General features: G+C 30.2%; 19 protein-coding genes and 1 tRNA gene. 14 read left to right on the forward strand and 6 right to left on the reverse strand.

Features of this window, described 5'->3' with window-relative positions; genetic code table 11:
- Positions 1-22 precede the first annotated feature (22 nt).
- Positions 23-1,900, reverse strand: a complete 1,878-nt coding sequence (gene gndA / locus VP395_RS13780) for an NADP-dependent phosphogluconate dehydrogenase (RefSeq protein ID WP_346242600.1) — start codon at positions 1,898-1,900, stop codon at positions 23-25.
- Between the two features lie 50 nt (positions 1,901-1,950).
- A complete protein-coding gene (locus VP395_RS13785) occupies positions 1,951-3,006 on the reverse strand; it encodes a polysaccharide lyase family 7 protein (RefSeq protein WP_346242601.1) in 1,056 nt (351 codons plus the stop codon).
- Positions 3,007-3,466: 460 nt separating this feature from the next.
- Here VP395_RS13785 and VP395_RS13790 point away from each other — a divergent pair.
- From VP395_RS13790 to VP395_RS13805, 4 genes are all read left to right on the forward strand, one after another.
- Positions 3,467-3,551 (forward strand) — tRNA-Leu (locus VP395_RS13790).
- 864 nt (positions 3,552-4,415) lie between these two features.
- Positions 4,416-4,757 carry a helix-turn-helix domain-containing protein gene (locus VP395_RS13795; RefSeq protein WP_346242602.1) on the forward strand — a complete coding sequence of 114 codons (342 nt, stop codon included), beginning with the start codon at positions 4,416-4,418 and terminating at the stop codon, positions 4,755-4,757.
- 320 nt (positions 4,758-5,077) lie between these two features.
- Positions 5,078-5,401, forward strand: coding sequence for a helix-turn-helix domain-containing protein (locus VP395_RS13800; protein ID WP_346242603.1), 324 nt, complete (start codon positions 5,078-5,080; stop codon positions 5,399-5,401).
- Between the two features lie 144 nt (positions 5,402-5,545).
- Positions 5,546-6,721, forward strand: coding sequence for a hypothetical protein (locus tag VP395_RS13805; RefSeq protein WP_346242604.1), 1,176 nt, complete (start codon positions 5,546-5,548; stop codon positions 6,719-6,721).
- On the opposite strand, the gene VP395_RS13810 is transcribed toward VP395_RS13805, so the two are convergent.
- A complete protein-coding gene (locus VP395_RS13810; RefSeq protein WP_346242605.1) occupies positions 6,718-7,194 on the reverse strand; it encodes a hypothetical protein in 477 nt (158 codons plus the stop codon). The genes VP395_RS13805 and VP395_RS13810 overlap by 4 nt on opposite strands.
- Positions 7,195-7,337: 143 nt before the next feature.
- On the opposite strand from VP395_RS13810, the gene VP395_RS13815 reads away from it, so the two are divergent.
- The 6 genes from VP395_RS13815 (at position 7,338) to VP395_RS13840 (ending at position 11,817) form a co-directional block, all read left to right on the forward strand.
- On the forward strand, positions 7,338-7,565 hold the full coding sequence (locus tag VP395_RS13815; protein WP_346242606.1) for a helix-turn-helix domain-containing protein: 228 nt from the start codon (positions 7,338-7,340) through the stop codon (positions 7,563-7,565).
- 138 nt (positions 7,566-7,703) lie between these two features.
- Positions 7,704-8,702, forward strand: coding sequence for an exodeoxyribonuclease VII large subunit (locus VP395_RS13820; protein ID WP_346242607.1), 999 nt, complete (start codon positions 7,704-7,706; stop codon positions 8,700-8,702).
- 174 nt (positions 8,703-8,876) lie between these two features.
- Positions 8,877-10,307 (forward strand): hypothetical protein, encoded by a 1,431-nt coding sequence (locus VP395_RS13825; RefSeq protein WP_346242609.1) that lies wholly within the window; start codon positions 8,877-8,879, stop codon positions 10,305-10,307.
- A gap of 58 nt (positions 10,308-10,365) precedes the next feature.
- Positions 10,366-11,040, forward strand: a complete 675-nt coding sequence (locus tag VP395_RS13830) for a hypothetical protein (RefSeq protein WP_346242610.1) — start codon at positions 10,366-10,368, stop codon at positions 11,038-11,040.
- 286 nt (positions 11,041-11,326) lie between these two features.
- The gene (locus tag VP395_RS13835) at positions 11,327-11,458 is read left to right on the forward strand and encodes a hypothetical protein (protein WP_346242611.1); all 132 of its coding nucleotides are present in this window, start codon (positions 11,327-11,329) and stop codon (positions 11,456-11,458) included.
- Positions 11,459-11,580: 122 nt separating this feature from the next.
- Complete coding sequence (locus tag VP395_RS13840; protein ID WP_346242612.1) at positions 11,581-11,817, forward strand: hypothetical protein; 237 nt, start codon at positions 11,581-11,583, stop codon at positions 11,815-11,817.
- A 90-nt stretch (positions 11,818-11,907) separates the two neighbouring features.
- On the opposite strand, the gene VP395_RS13845 is transcribed toward VP395_RS13840, so the two are convergent.
- Genes VP395_RS13845 through VP395_RS13855 form a run of 3 tightly spaced genes read right to left on the reverse strand, consistent with a single transcriptional unit; the run spans position 11,908 to position 14,387 of the window.
- Positions 11,908-12,645 (reverse strand): SOS response-associated peptidase, encoded by a 738-nt coding sequence (locus VP395_RS13845; RefSeq protein ID WP_346242613.1) that lies wholly within the window; start codon positions 12,643-12,645, stop codon positions 11,908-11,910.
- 32 nt (positions 12,646-12,677) lie between these two features.
- Positions 12,678-13,937, reverse strand: coding sequence for a Y-family DNA polymerase (locus VP395_RS13850; protein ID WP_346242614.1), 1,260 nt, complete (start codon positions 13,935-13,937; stop codon positions 12,678-12,680).
- Positions 13,938-14,387, reverse strand: coding sequence for a LexA family protein (locus VP395_RS13855; protein WP_346242615.1), 450 nt, complete (start codon positions 14,385-14,387; stop codon positions 13,938-13,940).
- A 29-nt stretch (positions 14,388-14,416) separates the two neighbouring features.
- Between VP395_RS13855 and VP395_RS13860 the strand changes: the two genes are divergently transcribed.
- The 4 genes from VP395_RS13860 (at position 14,417) to VP395_RS13875 (ending at position 17,717) form a co-directional block, all read left to right on the forward strand.
- Positions 14,417-14,698 (forward strand): helix-turn-helix domain-containing protein, encoded by a 282-nt coding sequence (locus VP395_RS13860; protein WP_346242616.1) that lies wholly within the window; start codon positions 14,417-14,419, stop codon positions 14,696-14,698.
- Between the two features lie 167 nt (positions 14,699-14,865).
- A complete protein-coding gene (locus VP395_RS13865) occupies positions 14,866-15,723 on the forward strand; it encodes an LAPAL motif-containing putative phage structural protein (protein ID WP_346242617.1) in 858 nt (285 codons plus the stop codon).
- A gap of 142 nt (positions 15,724-15,865) precedes the next feature.
- A complete protein-coding gene (locus VP395_RS13870; RefSeq protein ID WP_346242618.1) occupies positions 15,866-16,714 on the forward strand; it encodes a hypothetical protein in 849 nt (282 codons plus the stop codon).
- 154 nt (positions 16,715-16,868) lie between these two features.
- Complete coding sequence (locus tag VP395_RS13875) at positions 16,869-17,717, forward strand: GNAT family N-acetyltransferase (RefSeq protein WP_346242619.1); 849 nt, start codon at positions 16,869-16,871, stop codon at positions 17,715-17,717.
- The last annotated feature ends 62 nt before the right edge of the window (positions 17,718-17,779 follow it).

The following is a 17,779-nucleotide window of genomic DNA, read 5'->3' on the forward strand; positions in this document are numbered from 1 at the left end:
TTTTGTAGTTTGTTAATTTTTGTTACCAGTTGGTGTGGTAAAATTTTCCAGTAGCGTCATCGGTTCTTTGATAGGTATGTGCCCCAAAATAATCGCGTTGTGCTTGTATGATGTTGGCAGATGAATTTGCAGTGAAATAGGCATTGAAAAAATTAACAGAATCACTTAGGCATGGTACTGCTAATTCATTTAAAATACAGTTTGCCACTACTTTTTTAATTGATGGTTTCAGTGATTTAACTTGATTAATGATTTTTTTATGGGCTAAAATATTATCATCCTCTTTTAAAACAGAAATAAGTTGCACCATAAAATTTGATCTAATAATGCATCCATTAGTCCAAATTCTTGCTATTTCACTCAAGTTTAATTGCCATTTATAGGCTTTTCCAGCTTCAGAAATTAATTTAATCCCTTGATAATGATTGATAATTCTAGCAAATTGATAGGCGTTTAAAACATCGTCATTATTTAACTTTAATTCTAAAACTTCTTTATTAAAATTTTTACTTGCTTGAATTCTTTCTTCTTTATAAAACGAAGTAAAACGAGCAAATAATGCGGTAGCAATTAAGGTACTTGGAGCACCTAATTGTGCGGTAGCAATGGTTGCCCAATTTCCAGTGCCTTTGTTGCCCGCTTTATCTACTATTTTATTAACTAACCAATCATCGCCATCTTTCTTTCTTAAAATGTCTATAGTAATTTCTAATAAATAACTGTTGGCTTTTAGTTTCCATGATTCAAATATATCTGCAATTCTATCTGGTGTATATCCTATCATCTTAAAAATGGTATATACCTCAGCCAATAATTGCATTTCTACATATTCAATGCCATTATGTACCATTTTTACAAAGTGTCCGCTACCTTCTTCTCCTACATAGGTACAACAAGGTGCATTGTTCGCATCTTTAGCGGCAATTTTTTCTAAGTAAGGTTTTACCAGATTGTAAATTTCTTTATTTCCTCCTGGCATAATAGAAGGCCCTTTAAGTGCTCCTTCTTCACCTCCAGAAACACCAACACCTATAAAATGAATGTTTTTTTCCTTTAGATAATCGTAGCGGGTTTTGGTGTCTAAATAATTTGAATTACCGCCGTCAATCAAAACATCTCCATCCGATAAAAAAGGGATTAAATCTTCGATAACCATATCTGTAATCTTACCTGCGTTTACCATCAGCATAATTCTTCTTGGTGTTTGCAAAGAATTTACAAATGCTTCTATATCTGAAAATGCTTGCGCCGTTTGAAGCTCTTTATGACTGTTCTTGAAGTTTATTGCTATGTTTTCCTCAGTCCCCTTTACTTCTCTATTAAATATGGAAATGTTAAAACCTTTTTGAGCCAAGTTTCTACTTAAACTCTTTCCCATAACTCCTAATCCAAATAATCCAAATTCTGATTTCATTTTTAATTCCTCTGTAATTATTTCAACAATTTCTTCTGGTTTTAAACCAATATTCACTTCAAACGCATCTTCTGGTTGCTCTAAAGTATTAAACTGCGATTGCAGTAAATCTGTAGGCATAAAATGATTTGATCTATTATTTACTCGTTCTAAAATTTGCTCAAAACTTCCAACTAAATGAAACCATTTCACTTGATTTTTAATATCAGAACTCAAAATATCTCGATATGTTTGTTTTAAAGCAGAACAAACAATAACACAACTGCTTTTTTGTAATTCTTTTTTGGCCAATTTATTAAGCGTCACCAACCAACCATAACGGTCTTCATCATCGAGTGGTACTCCACTACTCATTTTAGCCACATTGGATTGTGGGTGAAAATCATCACCATCAAAAAATGGAATTTTTAAACGTTGGGATACTAACTGACCAATAGTGCTCTTTCCGCAACCCGAAACTCCCATTATAAAGATAGCCTTGTTCAAATTCTTATACTATTTTAAATAAACTTTACTGTTTTTAAAAAAATAATTCTTTAATTTGGTGATGTACCAGCGCCTACTGTCGCCTGTTTAAACCACACCTCTGCATAACATCCATTGGCATATTGTTTTGCTATATCTCCGTTATAGGTTTCCGAGCCCGTATTCCAAACTATATTCTCTTCTGGTATTTTTCCATTGGTTTGATTATAGGCACCTTGCTTAAAATATTGTATTTCACCAGCATACCCATTTTCACGTTCTATACCGTCACGACCAATTGCTGCGTATAATGTCAATATTTGTTTTGGGATATCTGAATATGTTGCAAATTCAGATTTCAGTAAATTTTTAGTAAACTTTTTTGTCTCATGACCTTCACTTTTAAACGTGAGATACATAATACCTTCATAAACATTTACTTCATAACTAAATTCTTCACCTAATTCAATGCCTTCTTTTGGCTCTGGTGGATATGACGATGCAGTTGCTCCAATTACAGACATATCATTTCCCCAAACCGCTGTGGAATAATCCCATCGTTTTGAATTATCACCTTCCGTGTTAATCTCATAGTTCCAAAAAACAGAACCTTTTTTGTGCCCCGGAAATTTTTTATAAAATATTTTTAAGGGCTCATTTTCATGTCCTTCATCACTATGAATTTGCCCAACTACCACCGAATAAGAAGCAGCAACCCGTGCATCACCAGAGGTTGAAACATGCATTACTTTTAAAATGCCGGTTAATTTCCCACCTGTTTCAGGTATCCAATGTTGTTTTTGTCCTAATTCTGTTCTTGTGTTGTTTGATGTTCGAGAAGTAATTCCGGAATTTGGTGTTTTATATACTACCCAATTGGTTTTGCCTTCATTTGAAACATAAAAAAAATCTTTATGATCAACATTCACTAAGTTTTTAAAACTTGTACCATCACCACAAAGAATACTCCATTCATCCATAAATGGTATAACATCACTTGGAAATAGTGTTGTTTTTGCATCTTTATTGTCAGATTTTTTAGCAGTATCAAAACAACTGTTTACAGACAACAAAAACCCAATCATTAAAATTGATTGAAATAATGCTTTAATAGTTTTGGTATTCATTTTATTAGGATTTTGCAAAGTTTTATCAAAATTAAAATATTGGTTAACCAATCTGGTGCACCAAATATAACTAAAATTATTTATTAATAAAATTTAATCTTCTTTTTTTACAAACAAATAAAAGTAAGGGGTCCAGAAATAGGTTGTATTTTTAGTAACAGATTTAACTTTGAACAACCAGAGATTAATAGAAGAATACCTGCTTTTTTGATAGTTAAAAAATAATTATCGCTTTCTAATCATTTTCATTGAATCAACAACTCATATTGTTATATTTGCTGGTAGAAAGTATATTTGAAAATTCCTTTAAATAAAATAAAGTTCACAAATCGTTAAAGTATTTGTAGGGATAGCAAAACTTGATATTTCTGGTATAGTTATGTTATAATAAAACCCTATCCAATCTCAAGAAAAAATAACAATAGCTTAACTTTTTTTTATTTTTATACACTTCAGAAATGCGCACGTGGCGGAATTGGTAGACGCGCCAGCTTGAGGGGCTGGTATTCGCTTAGAATGTGGAAGTTCGAGTCTTCTCGTGCGCACTTTTTTATTTATACTTTCCTTTATTTACAGTACTTACAAGAGATTCGACTTGTTTTTTACCCCCAATTACACCCCATTTTTACTACCTTAACCTAACTTAACCCTATTTTAATTAAGTTTTTAAATACATTTATATTTCAAGTTATAATTCAGATTTAACAAAGCTAAAATATTAACATAGGGGCATAGTAAAAAAAAAGGCTTACCCACCCCCACCAATTTCACTAGTGGGTACTAAGAAAATCCCTTAAATAATTTTTTATCTAAAACCTACAAAAAACATATAGAGGGTGTTTTTAAACTGCCTATGCCTTATTTTTAAAAATACACCGCACAACCACTGTATTTATTGACTTTTCTTGAACTTAAACATAAGTTTATACCTATGGTAAGCAAAAAAAGTTTAACGCTCAATAAATCGTTATCATGGCGTAAATACTGATTTTAGGCAAATCCCTGCATAAAGTACTCTTTTTTACTCGAAAAATTATAAAATCAAAAAAACGACAAACCTACAAATACCCTATACGTGCGTATATTTCAATTTACATCCACATTTTTAAATAATATTATGCATAAAATAGCGTGAAAATAACAGGGTTTGGGGAGCATCCAAGCAAAAACTCTTTAATTATATTTCATTACTAAACTGTCCCACTCAATTAATTTAGTTAAATTTTCATAAAATTTCAGTCATTTTGCGACTGTTTTTAACATGTATTATACTACATTTCTTATTTTACTTTATTTAAAACTTTTACTGGCTGTTTTTCAGCATTATACAAAATTTTTTAAATGTTAAAAAAATCTTAACACTTTTTAAATTACTTTATTTAAAATACTGTATTTCAGTATGTTAAAAAATGTTTTTACATTTGCATCAAACAGTAAAACAAGTAAATATGGACACCAATAAGATACAAATAGTTCAAGTTCCTTTAAACGAACTAACCGAAATAATAAACAATGCAGTTGCTTCACATATAAGTAAGCTTATTGGTAAGTTAAATCAAAATAACTCTCCTGAACCAGATAAAAATTTACTTAGTAGAGAAGAGGTAAGTAAGCTTCTTGGATTAAGTCTAGTTACTTTATCTAAATACCATAAAAATGGTACTTTAAGAGGTTTAAAAATTAACAACTGCAAAAGGATTTATTATAAAAGGGATGATATTTATGCCCTACTCGACCAGAACACTTCATAACATACAAATACATACATGAGCCACAAGTCTCAAGTAATCTTCACTAAGGCTTTATAGCCACAACTTTCAATTTTAATAAACCTAGATAATAAGTAGTGTTTTCACATTGCCTAGCATTGCTTATGTCTTTTTTTAATCCAATATCGATGAAAAAAGAATTTGAACACAACAGATTTACTCAGATAGAAGTTAAATATGACTTCCCTATGGTAAAGCCCCCATAAAAAAACTGGTTTCTAGTACCTTTTATAGATTTTGGTTATAAAATCTTTAGTTAAAACATTAATCGGCTTTGAAAGCCATAAATAAACATAAACATTATGAAATTAGTAATAGAAATCGAGATGATGAACATAAAAGAAATCCGTTCATTGTTCTCTTCAATGGTCAAAGAAAGACTATATAAATTCAGAAAAATATATTTTAAAAAAAACAGAAAGAATCTTAATTCTGATTTATATCTAAGTAGAAATGCGGCGGCGGAGTTTCTTAAAATCTCTAAAACCACACTTTGGAGATTAGATAAAAATCAAAATCTTCCTGCCCAACGTTTGAACGGTAGAGTCTATTATTTTATGAGTGATTTATCAGTATTCCAGACTAAAAAGATGAAGGTCTCGACTAAATTATTCCGTGACACATAAACTTTAGTGTTACTATAGATATTACAATAATTATATCGCTCAAAAGGCTAAATAGCCACAAATTTCAATATTAATTACAAACAAGATGTAGGCAATGCTATATGCTCCCATACACTGTTTATGTCTTGTTTTAAAGTAACAACAATGAGAAACAAAATCGTATATATTAACAAATTTAATAATATAAAATCCCCACAGGTTCTTGAGGAAATTGATCTTTACTCATACTTATATAGTATATCCAATACAGATAAAAAAGTTCTCGAAAGGATAGAAGAAGCAAGATACTTATTTAATCAAGGATGCAAAGAGAAATACGAAGCCATCAAGTGTAGTTTACCTTGCTACACACTTAACTTTGGGTTTGATAAGTATAAAATAAATGATAATATTATTGGGTCGACGGGACTCATTTATTTAGACCTAGACAACGAAACTAAAATAGACTTAACTAATGAACTAATATTTGCAAGTTGGATGTCTCTATCTAATAATGGTAGAGGAATATTGGTACAAATAGATGGACTTACCAAAGATAACTTCAAATATAACTATACTATTATAGCAGAAAAATTAGGAATTGAGGCAGATAAAGCCGCTAGGAAAGCCACACAATACACAGTACAGAGTTATGATAGTAATTTATACATTAATGAAGATTCAACTACATTTAAAGCTTTAGATGTAAAGAAAAAAATACCCAATTCACTACTACAAAAAAAGAAAAGAAGTGATAGTATCGATTTGGGTATAAAACCATTGATTAGGTTCAATACTATAAATGACTACAACTTTAACGAAGAACCTTATATATACTTTCCAGAAGAAAAGGAGAGCATAGGAGAAATTTACATACCTAAAAGAATCGAGTATGGAGCAAGAAATACTATAATCTTTGCAATAGGTTTACAATTTAGAGGGTTTAATCCTTTTGTACATTCAGAAGATGTAAGCCGCTTGCTTTATGGTATTAATATTAATCACTGTAAGCCACCTTTAGAAGAAGATGAACTCCTAATAATTGTAAGAAGTATAATGAGCGTAAAAGACCCTAAACCATTATACAACAAAGAAAGACGTATACTTTTTAACCCCAAAAAAAAGTATTCAAGAAAGGAAAAGATGGCTATCATCAATCCCATTTTAGGCAAAAAAAGAAGAGAAAAAACCTATGAAGAGTTAAAAGAATGTGTTAAAAATTGGAACTATGAAGAATTGGGTAAAGTCACAGAAAAAAAGCTTATCAAAGCTTCAGGAAAAAGTAAAAACACAGTTAGAAGATATTATCGTCAGATAAAGGATGACCCAGAACTTTTTTAACTAATATAAATTCTCCCCATGCCATTAGGATAAACCAAGTACGCTTCTACATCGCTAATTATTAGTTTTATCCCTTTAAGCTTGTATAAAGTAGATGCAGAACCTTCATAAATTGTTATATTTTGGCTTAATGTGTAAACCATATTAGAATTTTTAACTGTTGTGGGAGCAGTAATCTTTAACTCAATTGTTGATTTTCTATCTTTATTAACCTTATCTGGCACTTCTAAAGGCTTAAAAAATCTAAGCCCACTTGGGTTTTCAACTTCATCAAACCTATGAATTACTATCCTATCTGGACTTGTAGTATAGATATGTCTTTCAATAACAATTTTAGAAGATAACTTCTTCAACTTACTCAAATCTAAATCTTTAAAACCAACTTCTTCTTTAACCTCATAAAGAAAATTATAAGCTTTCAATTGTACTTTATGACTTGGAGATATTCCTATCAATCGACTAATACTCGCCATTTTTCAAACATTTTATAACTGAATTTGAAGACACATTAAACATTGTCCTCTATCAAATATAAAACAAAAATTCATTACAGGGCATATACGCCCTCTAATTTGTACCAGCATTAACATACTTTGTGATTTATAATATATCACGAATGCCTTTAACCAAAGAAGAACAAGAATATCTAAAAAAACTAGGAAGCAGAATTGTTGCTATTCGGAATGAAAAAGATATTACTCAAAAAAGGCTTTCTGACTTGCTCGATATGGATGACGGATCTCTTAGAAGGATAGAATCTGGTCGAACAAATCCAACTACAACTACACTCCTAAGTATTTCCAAAGCACTAAACGTAGATATATCTGAATTATTTAGGTTCTAACCTCTTCCAATAGGTTTGTATTTCTTATACTTACTTTTATCTTAGAATATTTGAAAGCCACAAATCTACCCAATCAAAGTTTACTTAAACATATAATACTATTTTTGTAAAGATTTCGGTTTAGGATATTTTATTTCAATGCAAGAAAAAACAAACTCAATATTAGTATCTACACTTTTATCTTTATATGCAAACAGCTTATCATCTACTTTAGATGGTCAAATGGTTGTTTTAGAGGGCTTCTATTCTGACAACTATGGAAAATTATATGGCAGATATTTTTACGATGAGATTTTAGATAAGGATAAGAGCCATAAAATCACGGCTCAGTTTACAGAAAGTTTAAAAACAAAGCTTAATTCAGGTAGCTATTACCAATTTCAAGGTTTTATCCAAAAAGCACAATCTATTGACAACGATTCTCGCCTAAAAGTGTTCTTTAGAGTTACCAAAATTCTAAAGCACGAAGAAAAGGTACAAATTGTTTCTAAAGTTGAATATGATATTTTAAGAGCAAGGTTTGACCGAGACTTTCCAATCATTCAGGACATACTTTTAAACAAGATAGAAAGAGAGCAAAAACCGATTATAGATATTATAACAGGAGTACAGTCAACGTCACATGAAGATTATTCAAACCAATTACATGACAAAGAGTATTATAACATCCGCCATCATAAATGCAACTTATCTTCAAAAGATGCTATTCTTGAATTTTTAAACAGTTATAATTTTGCTGATTCTGATTTGCTTGTTATAATAAGAGGTGGTGGAAGTGGATTAGAAGTTTTTAACGAAATTGAACTGTGTAAGAGAGCCATAGAGCTACCTATTCCTTTTGTCACTGGTCTAGGTCACGATGAAGATAAAACGCTCTTACAACGTGTTTCTGATAAGGCGTTTTCTACACCTACAGCAGTTGGTGTTTTCTTGCAAAAGGTAGTTAGCTCCCATAAGGAACGTTTAAGGCTCGTTAGTAACAAGGATTTGGAAATGGAGAGGTTCAAAAAGCAAGTTGAAAGTGAAAAGTTGCTATTGACAAGTCGAATTGAATCGCAAAAGAAATCTTATAATCTTGTTTTACTAATTATAGCTATTCTTATAGTTATTATAGTGGTCATAACCTATACACTTTAGTGGATAGCTTTAATCAAATTCTATTACTTACAAATAAAGAAAAAAGGATATTGTTATAAACTGGTTTGGTTATATTATTAAAGTAAGAAATTTTCACTATTTTAGTAATATAATTTGGATTTAACAATCGGATATGTCCAATTTTTATAAGTTATACCAAAAAACGAACTATTAATGATATTCTCTTCTGAATTTAAAATTGAAAGGACACAAAATGATGATTGGTTTGACCCAATTTTATCAACCGACACAAAATTATTTATCGACCCATTTTTAGTTTTCGATACTGACCACGTTTCTTTTAATAATACTCATCAAAAAACAATTGATTTTTTCAATTTAGCATTTGAAATTGCTTCAGTTTCAAAACCAAATAATACTGACATAAGGTATCGTCAACTTTTAAGTATGATGAAATTTCCTGAAGTTGAAGAAGTTTGTTTGGGTTATGCTTCACGAGGAACTGGTGGTTCGGGTTCTGGTGGCGGATTCTCAAAAATGATAGTTGATTCATTATTTGAATCAATTAGGCTTGGTATAACTAATTTAAATCATTTCGAAGAAATTGGTTTATTTAATGAAGGATTTGGATGCGACCGAATAAGTGATATGACAGCAACATTGCTAAAAAAAGAAATCATAGCATACACACAAGAAATTTGTAAAAGACACAAGGTATCTACGGTAAAAATTAAAGTAAGTCAGTATGAGTTTGACTCGAAATTCAAAAGATGGAAAGATAAAGAAGTCAACTTACCGTTAAATCCATATACGAAAAAAGGAGTTTTACTCGTTCCAAAGAAATTTTTGAGAGAACTACCAACGATAAGTGCAGATGAATTTTTTGATTATTGTTGGTCGAATATGAATGAAGAATTGAGAGACCAATACGGCATTGAAATAAAAAGTCAGGTAAAGAAATCAGATATTATTCAAATTGCTCGTCAAAATCGAGAGTGGATTGCAGAATATGAAGCTTATCGTGATGAAAAAGGCTCTAAAGCTTATGACATAACAAAAGACCCAAAAGGATATTATAAATGGGTAATTGACACTTTAAATTACGTCAGGGAAAACGCTTATAAATTTATTATTCCTAAAAATGAAAGTGACTTTGACAAGTTTACTCAAGAAGTTATTGAACAATACGAACACTTTATAGAAGATAATTCTGGATATAAACTTTTATGGGACGATAATGGTAGAAAACCTAAAAGTGAAGAAGCTTCTCAATTAATTTTTACTGGAATAGTAAAACATTATTGTAAAGCTAACAATATTGACTTAAACAGGGAAGTGAATTTAGGAAGAGGACCTGTAGATTTTAAATTTTCATCTGGTTATGAAAATAGAGCTTTAATTGAAGTAAAGCTAGCAAAAAATTCAAAGTTTTGGAATGGACTTGAAAAACAGCTTATAAAATACCTCAAAGTTGAAGACATAAAAAAAGGTATCTTTTTAGTGATTTGCTATAACGAAAAAGATTTAAATAAAATATCTGACATAGAAAAAATCTCTAGAGAAGTAGGAGAAAAAAATAAAGTTGATTTAAAAGTAATAGTTATAGATGCAACATTTGGAAAACCATCAGCTTCAAAATTATGAAAACTTGTACTATTGTGTAATTTAAATCAACATTAAGCTTAAATATTTATCATCTGACATGAAGAAAGTAACTGTAAAAAACCTAATTGAATTTCGAGGGAAAAATGAACGAACCAAAATTACATTTGTCCATAATCTCAAGAGAGATAAAAGGAAATCAGAAGATAGTTCTGGAGGCGATTATTGGATAAGTTGTTTAAGTGCAATTAGAAATTCTTTTAGACTTGATGATGAAAGCTTATTAGACGAAAAGATAAAGTTATTGCGAGATAAGATTGAGGTCTCAGAAATAAAAAGGATAAAAGACCAATTCCAAAGAAACCTTGATATTGTTAATAATTTTAAAGATTTTGATTTAAAACATCTTAAACCTAATACCAATTTAACATTTTTAAAGCAACCTAAAGTCAAATCTATACTTGATATTAAAGGGCTTCCTATAGAAGCAAAACCTTGCCATATATACTCGTTTTCCGAAAATAATAGTGAGGAAGTTGGAGGAATTTGGTTTATTACCAAATTAAACGGTTTTAAGAAAAGTGAATTGGGCATGTTTACTGATATACTATATAGATATCTTGACAAATATTACTCAAAAAACTTTTATGTTAATCCTGATTATTGTGTAGCTGTTGACCTTTTTAACGCACAAGAAATTAATTATTCAGATATAAAAAGTGGAAAAATCCCTATATTAATTGATAACACAATAGATGAACTAAAAAATTTATAAAATCTTGGAAAAGCAGATATAATTTAAAAACTAACTCTAATACTCAATTTCTTGCATACTTCAAAGTTTTGCATTATCCACCCAATTACTTTAGTATAAACGTTACGGAGCATTATAGAAAGATTATTAAATTTAGATTAAAATGGTTATTGTAATGTTGAATAAAATTACCTCCTAATATACTGTTCACAAAAGTGTTAAGAAATTTAAAAATGATTTCGTAAATTATTTATAAAATTTGACGAACTTTAAATATGTATATAATTTTAATTAAAAAATAGATATTATGGGAATTAAACCTGGACCAAAAAGAATTGCCACATCAACAGGAAAAACTGACAGGCGTCAGCGAGACAATAAAGAAACTCCTAAAAATACGCCATCACTAAAACCTCACAAGCATAAAAAAGGGGATTAATAAAGTTGTCCTATTTCATAAAAAGTTCCTATAAATAAACGAGCTGGTATAATGCAGAGAGCGTCTAACAACTTTTACAATATTAATTGCTGTAACCCTTACCTGCTAACATTTCATTTTAAATGACCTTATACGAATTTAATATACTATCATTTGAAGAAAAACTAGCAACCGTATTTGATATAGGCATCTTCTTAGATAACTACATAACCAAAGACATCCGCATCAACTGTTATGCTATAGATAAGTTTTTTGTTGAGCTAGTTTACAATGCAGAATTTAATACAATTACAGAGGTAAGGAGCTTTAAAAATGGTAACGAAGTGGAAAAGTACTCTAAGGACATAAAGCTACTTTAAAACATGTTTAAATGACTTATAAACGACCATTAAAGACATTCATTTATAGATACTTATTTGTCTAATTGCTATAGTTTAAGTAGATGATTTTTAACTTAAAATTGATAGACCTACAAACTCTACTTTTTCAAGGATATTAGGTACATCACTATTCACTTTTGGGCTAAATAAATCTCTACTAACAGTATAAGCACTTAATTCATCTTCCTTAAAATTAATGTTGATTAATTCTTTTATACCGTTTTCATTTAAATCGTCCTTTAACCAATCTTGCTCAAAATCCCTTTGTAAAATTATTGGTTGCCTATTTTTCTTATTATGAATTTTAGCAAATAAAGGAGATGCTTTTTTAGTAAGAATTGTAAAGGTAACGACATTGCCTACTAAAGTATATAAACCTGCCAATGACAACACATCATTGTCTTTATGCTTTATGTGAAAAGGATATTTTTTACTCTTATATTCGTGAGGCTCAAAAAAACCTGTTACTGGAACAATACAACGCCTAGTTAGTGCTGAATGTTTATATATGAAATGTTCAAATAACTTTTCAGATTGTGCATTTAACCCACCCCCATATTTAACAGCATCCTTATAATAATCACTTAACTGTTCAGGCTTTTTATTGTTTGGAACTATCCCCCATAAAGCAGGAGCTAATACCGATGGCTCTTCTTGAGGTATGATAAGCATATCGGGATGCGCAAACCCATTTAGATGGTAACGAGGTATGTCATAAGCATCCCTTGCATCATCGTCTGTAAGTGATACATTGTAGCGATTTTCAAGTTCTACTACTTTTTTTGTCTGGGATGTATGAAAGCACATAGCTTAAAAAATTTGACTTATAAATATACTAATTATGTGTTAATCGTGATAATTTCATTTAAGTTAGTTGAGTATCTAGGGGATAAACGCTCTTGTTTCATTTTCCATTGACGACCTAAAGACTGACTACCAAATTTAACTTTATTATTGCCATAAGCCTTATTTAACCTATCAACTATATTCATTATTGGTTGATGCTTAGGGTTTTCAGCAGTAAATAAAGTAAACTGTTTTTGATTGTTTGGAGTCAGCCCCATAACTATAACACCTGCCTTTTTGTAGTGATATCCCTCTTTGTAAATTGCCTTTAATCCTGCCTCTGCATATTTGACCAAATCGATACTAGAATCAGTTGGATAATGTGTTTTGATAACAATATTTCTACCGTATTGTGGTAAATCTTTACGGAAACCGTTGGTATGCAAAAAGACCATTAACAAATTACAATGGGATTCTTGTCTCCGAAGTTTTTCGGCACAAGAAATTGAAAAGGTAGATACACGCTCTTTAATATCCTGATAGCTTGTAAGCATCGCTTCAAAAGAACGTGTAGTCGCTATCATTTTTTTATTGGCTTTTGTTTCTAAATCTAAAGTTGGCTTGCCTTCTAATTCGTGTTTTAATCTTAAACCTACTACTGACATATTATTACGTACCCAATCATCTGAAAGTTGTGTAAACTGAAAAGCGTTATGAATATTAAGATTTTTAAGTCTCTTTGCATGTTGCCTACCTATACCCCAAACGTCTTCAATTTTAAGCCATTTTAAAGCGTTTATACGTTTTTCTTCACAGTCTATCACATAAACACTATTCGTGCGCTCTGGAAACTTCTTTGCTATCTTATTTGCAACCTTAGATAATGCCTTTGAAGGCGCAAAACCAATGCTAATTGGTATGCCTGTACCTTTGGTAACACGATACCTTATTTTATTGCCAATCTCCTGTAAATCGAACAATTTAAAACCTTCAAATTTTAAGAAAGCTTCGTCTATACTGTAAATCTCTACTTCTGGAGTAAATTCAGATAATAAATTCATTACCCTACTGCTCATATCCCCATAAAGTGCATAGTTTGATGAAAAGACTGAAATGTTATTTTCATCAAATACTTTAGCATATTCAAATGCAGGTGCACCCATAGGAATACCTAACGCTTTAGCCTCATTGGAACGTGCTATAACACAACCATCGTTATTTGACAAAACCACAACTGGCTTACCGTTTAAGGATGGATTAAAAACACGCTCACAGGAAGCGTAAAAATTATTACAGTCTACAAGTGCAAACATTTAGAGGTACTTAATAACATTTATAACAACACCCCAAATAATGAAGTCATTATCTTTTGTAACCTTTATAGGTTTATAGTCTTTGTTTTCTGCAATTAGCCAAATAATATCCTTTTCGATTTTTATTCTTTTTACAGTAAACTCGCCATCAATAAAACAAATAGCAATCTTATTATTTGTCGGTTCTAAACTTTTATCAATTATTAACAAATCGCCATCGTGGATGCCTGCATCTATCATTGAATTACCTCGTACCTTACCATAGAAAGTAGTACTAGGGTTTTTTATTAGATGTTTGTTTAAGTCAATATTAATATCTAAAAAGTCATCTGCTGGAGAGGGAAAACCTGCACTAATACCATTTGATACAAAAGGTAATTCTAAACTAATTGAATAGCTTGGAGTGTAAAATTCAATGTTTTTAGAAATATGTAGGTTTCTTATCTTCATAGTTTAACAAAGTTATTAAATAATAAAAAATGAAAGACTTAAAATTTGAAGATTTACCAAAAGCAATGGAGTTAATATTAGAAAAAATATCATCTATTGAAAGTGATTTAAACAATTTGAAACAAAATTTTCAGCCTAAAGAACCTGAAGAACTGATGACAAGAAAAGAAACAGCAGAATACCTTAAAATTGACAGTACAACATTATGGCATTGGACAAATAAAGGTAAAGTAACTGCCTATGGTATTGGAGCTAGAAGCTATTATAAAAGAAGTGAAATAATAAACTCATTAGTTAAATTAAAAAAATAAGTTTTAGGTTTTGTAAGAAAGTAACTATATTAGCTAAAGGATTTAAAAATTATTAAAGATAAATATGGATTATATACGAAAAAAGTATTGTTATTATTCCATTTCATCCTAATAAAGGATATTCAATAATCTATATAACTAAGTTAGGCACAAGCTGAAAAAACAGAATGATTGAAAATAACCAACTAACCATAAAATTCGGCGGAGACGGAAATATCAAAGTTGAAACTCTAACTGAATTTTTAGACAACTACAAACAATTACTTTACTTAATCAATAATGAATTAGGTTACAATCCTAACGATATGGTTATTGAAGTTTCACCACCCGAAAATGGAAGTTTCAAAATAAAACTAAAGTCAAAGTATAAAGATTTGATTTTAGAAAAAATGGGAGACTTGACTGTTGGAACATTAGTTGGACTTCTGATTTTATTCGCAACAAACGCAACTCAAAACAAAACGGAAGAAGAAATAAAACAAATTTTGGAAGACAAACAGATAGTTGATAAAGAACTACCTAAAATAATTTATAATGTATCTCAAAATTCTGGTGCTAATCAAAAAATTAAACAGACTTTTATAATCGTAAATAACGATGAAAATGTAAAAGACTTGAAAATAGAACAAGAAGAAAGAGAAGTAATAAATATTAACAGAACAGAATTTCCAAAATTTATCGACCAAATTGATACACAAGAAATTGAAGAACTACCAGAATCTGACATTCTAACTGATAAAGCAACTTTAATCATAAAAACCATACACTTTGAGGGACACGCAAAATGGGCTTTTGTTTTTAGAGGTTATCCAATAAAAGCCTCAATAAAAGATGCCGACTTTTTTGAACGTCTCAAAAATGAAGCTTTTAGGAAAGGAGATGCTTTGAAAGTAACCCTATCTCGAAAACGAAATTATGACGAAGATTTACAGACATATATTATTGACCAAAACAGTTATGTGATTGAAAAAGTATATGAACACATATCAAAATCAGACAATCAAAATAGACTGAAATTTGAATAAAAGCCAGTGCCTAACAATGTATAACCGCAATTACGGCGGATTCGACTGCGTCCGAATCTACTCGGAACCGAAAATCATTAACTTTAATCCCGTACTAACGGTTATACGAGACCGTTGGTAGCAATTAAAAAAAACACGAGAAATGACATTAGTAATTGCCGAAAGAAAAAACAATAAAATCTCTTTTTGTTCCGACTCCAGAATATCTTTTGGCAATCAAGGACATATTGACTTTGGTATTAAAGTGTTTTCCATTCCAGTCAAAATTTATTCTCCAACTGACACTTCAACAAGAAGACAAACGTTAGATTATGATTATAAAATTGGATTGGCAGTAATAGGAAGTGCTATGAACGCATATCTAATTAAAGAATCTATTTATGAAATTCTTCAAAACTTGCAATATGCCCCGAATTGGTCAAATATTTCAATGGAGAAAATAGCTGATATAGTATTTAAAATTTATAAAAAAACAACTTCCGATTTGACACAAATTCTTTTAAAAAACGGTGTTTGCGAATTACTATTGGGAGGATATTGTCCAGAAAAAAATAAAATTAAAGTATTTCATTATAGTTTAGAAATTTTAGAAGACCGAACAATTCCTAAATTCGAAGAGATTTTAGAGAATGATAATTCTATTCTGTTTTATGGTTCAGGAAAAAAATCAGCTGAAATAGTTTACAATCAAAATAAAAACACAATTCCGTTAAAAATATTAAGAGAAATAGTAAAAGATGAAAATATAACAAGTGTAGGTGGTGGTTTGCAATATGGTGCTTTTGAAAATAGAAATTTTAACATATTTGGTATAGAAGATTATAGCCTAAACCGAAATGGCAGCTTTAAAGAGTATTTGTTGACTTTAAGAGGAATTACTCTTTACAAAGGCGAATTTGAAATTGATATGAACGATTTTCATATTTCATATAATTTTTTAAGACCTTTTGCTGATGAAATTAATCAAGCATTTGATATTAAACCTGAATAAAATAACTGCTACCGACACAGCACATAAGGCATGGCTGGGTTAGTCCTTACTTGGAAACTCCTGCGGATTTTCCAAAGCTAGTTTTATCAGGAAAGGTCTGTGCCGAGACACGCCACAGCTCATATACATAAACGTTTGCAATAATAAACCAAAAATGATAAAAATAGAAGAAATTGAAATATTAGACGAGAGTTTTATTAATAAAATAGAAAATTTTGCTAGTCCAGAAAGGTTTCAATTTTATTTCTTTTTTAATGCAGTTAATATGGTCAATTATGGACATACAAGTTTCTATGATTGCTTTATTTTAAAAAATGGTAAGACTACTAAAATAATTGGTTTATTTATAGATTTCAATTACTACTTGTATGGAAAAGATTGGACACAAGAAGAATTAAAAATTGTTAGAGATAGAATAGACTTTAAGTCGTTTCCAAATGAATTTCATTTTGTTGGAACATATGAATTAATAAATCAACTTTTTGAAAAAACTGATATTAAAACTAATGATTTTAAAAACCGCATTTTTTATAAAATTACCGACAAAATAAAACCTTCTAATACATTACTAATCCTATATCCAACTCTTACTGATTTGGATGAATTGGCGCAATTATGTATGGAAGCTCACAGAGAAGAATATAAAGAATTAAGCGTCAGACCTCTTGAAGATTTCATAAATACAGCTAGAAATCAAATTTCTAAATCAAGTATTGTAATTAATAAAAACGGGGCAGAAATAACTGGTTTCTGTACTGCAATGTATGTCGAATCAGATGAGCCTATGATTGGTACTCTATATGTTCGAGAAAAATATAGAAATAAAGGAATTGGAAAATCCCTTTTAAATTATCTAACTAGTGAATTAATGACAAAAGCTAAAGCATGTTATTTAATGACTGAAAGGGATAACAAATCTGCGAATAAAGTAATGGAATCTATTGGATTTAATAATATTTACGAACATCTTGACAAAACAATTACTGCTCCCAAAAACATGTAAAATTAATTGCCAGTTTCTCGTCTACATACGAAAAACCTTGGACAGTATTTTGGAAAAAAACA

The sequence above is a fragment of the Mariniflexile soesokkakense genome, assembly GCF_039650365.1.
GTDB lineage: Bacteria > Bacteroidota > Bacteroidia > Flavobacteriales > Flavobacteriaceae > Mariniflexile > Mariniflexile soesokkakense.

Bases quoted from the DNA above. Each gene is read 5' to 3' on its own strand.
- VP395_RS13785 (WP_346242601.1), bottom strand. From the start codon at position 3,006: ATGAATACCAAAACTATTAAAGCATTATTTCAATCAATTTTAATGATT.
- VP395_RS13795 (WP_346242602.1), top strand. From the start codon at position 4,416: ATGTTTTTACATTTGCATCAAACAGTAAAACAAGTAAATATGGACACC.
- VP395_RS13800 (WP_346242603.1), top strand. From the start codon at position 5,078: ATGAAATTAGTAATAGAAATCGAGATGATGAACATAAAAGAAATCCGT.
- VP395_RS13805 (WP_346242604.1), top strand. From the start codon at position 5,546: ATGAGAAACAAAATCGTATATATTAACAAATTTAATAATATAAAATCC.
- VP395_RS13810 (WP_346242605.1), bottom strand. From the start codon at position 7,194: ATGGCGAGTATTAGTCGATTGATAGGAATATCTCCAAGTCATAAAGTA.
- VP395_RS13815 (WP_346242606.1), top strand. From the start codon at position 7,338: ATGCCTTTAACCAAAGAAGAACAAGAATATCTAAAAAAACTAGGAAGC.
- VP395_RS13820 (WP_346242607.1), top strand. From the start codon at position 7,704: ATGCAAGAAAAAACAAACTCAATATTAGTATCTACACTTTTATCTTTA.
- VP395_RS13825 (WP_346242609.1), top strand. From the start codon at position 8,877: ATGATATTCTCTTCTGAATTTAAAATTGAAAGGACACAAAATGATGAT.
- VP395_RS13830 (WP_346242610.1), top strand. From the start codon at position 10,366: ATGAAGAAAGTAACTGTAAAAAACCTAATTGAATTTCGAGGGAAAAAT.
- VP395_RS13835 (WP_346242611.1), top strand. From the start codon at position 11,327: ATGGGAATTAAACCTGGACCAAAAAGAATTGCCACATCAACAGGAAAA.
- VP395_RS13840 (WP_346242612.1), top strand. From the start codon at position 11,581: ATGACCTTATACGAATTTAATATACTATCATTTGAAGAAAAACTAGCA.
- VP395_RS13845 (WP_346242613.1), bottom strand. From the start codon at position 12,645: ATGTGCTTTCATACATCCCAGACAAAAAAAGTAGTAGAACTTGAAAAT.
- VP395_RS13850 (WP_346242614.1), bottom strand. From the start codon at position 13,937: ATGTTTGCACTTGTAGACTGTAATAATTTTTACGCTTCCTGTGAGCGT.
- VP395_RS13855 (WP_346242615.1), bottom strand. From the start codon at position 14,387: ATGAAGATAAGAAACCTACATATTTCTAAAAACATTGAATTTTACACT.
- VP395_RS13860 (WP_346242616.1), top strand. From the start codon at position 14,417: ATGAAAGACTTAAAATTTGAAGATTTACCAAAAGCAATGGAGTTAATA.
- VP395_RS13865 (WP_346242617.1), top strand. From the start codon at position 14,866: ATGATTGAAAATAACCAACTAACCATAAAATTCGGCGGAGACGGAAAT.
- VP395_RS13870 (WP_346242618.1), top strand. From the start codon at position 15,866: ATGACATTAGTAATTGCCGAAAGAAAAAACAATAAAATCTCTTTTTGT.
- VP395_RS13875 (WP_346242619.1), top strand. From the start codon at position 16,869: ATGATAAAAATAGAAGAAATTGAAATATTAGACGAGAGTTTTATTAAT.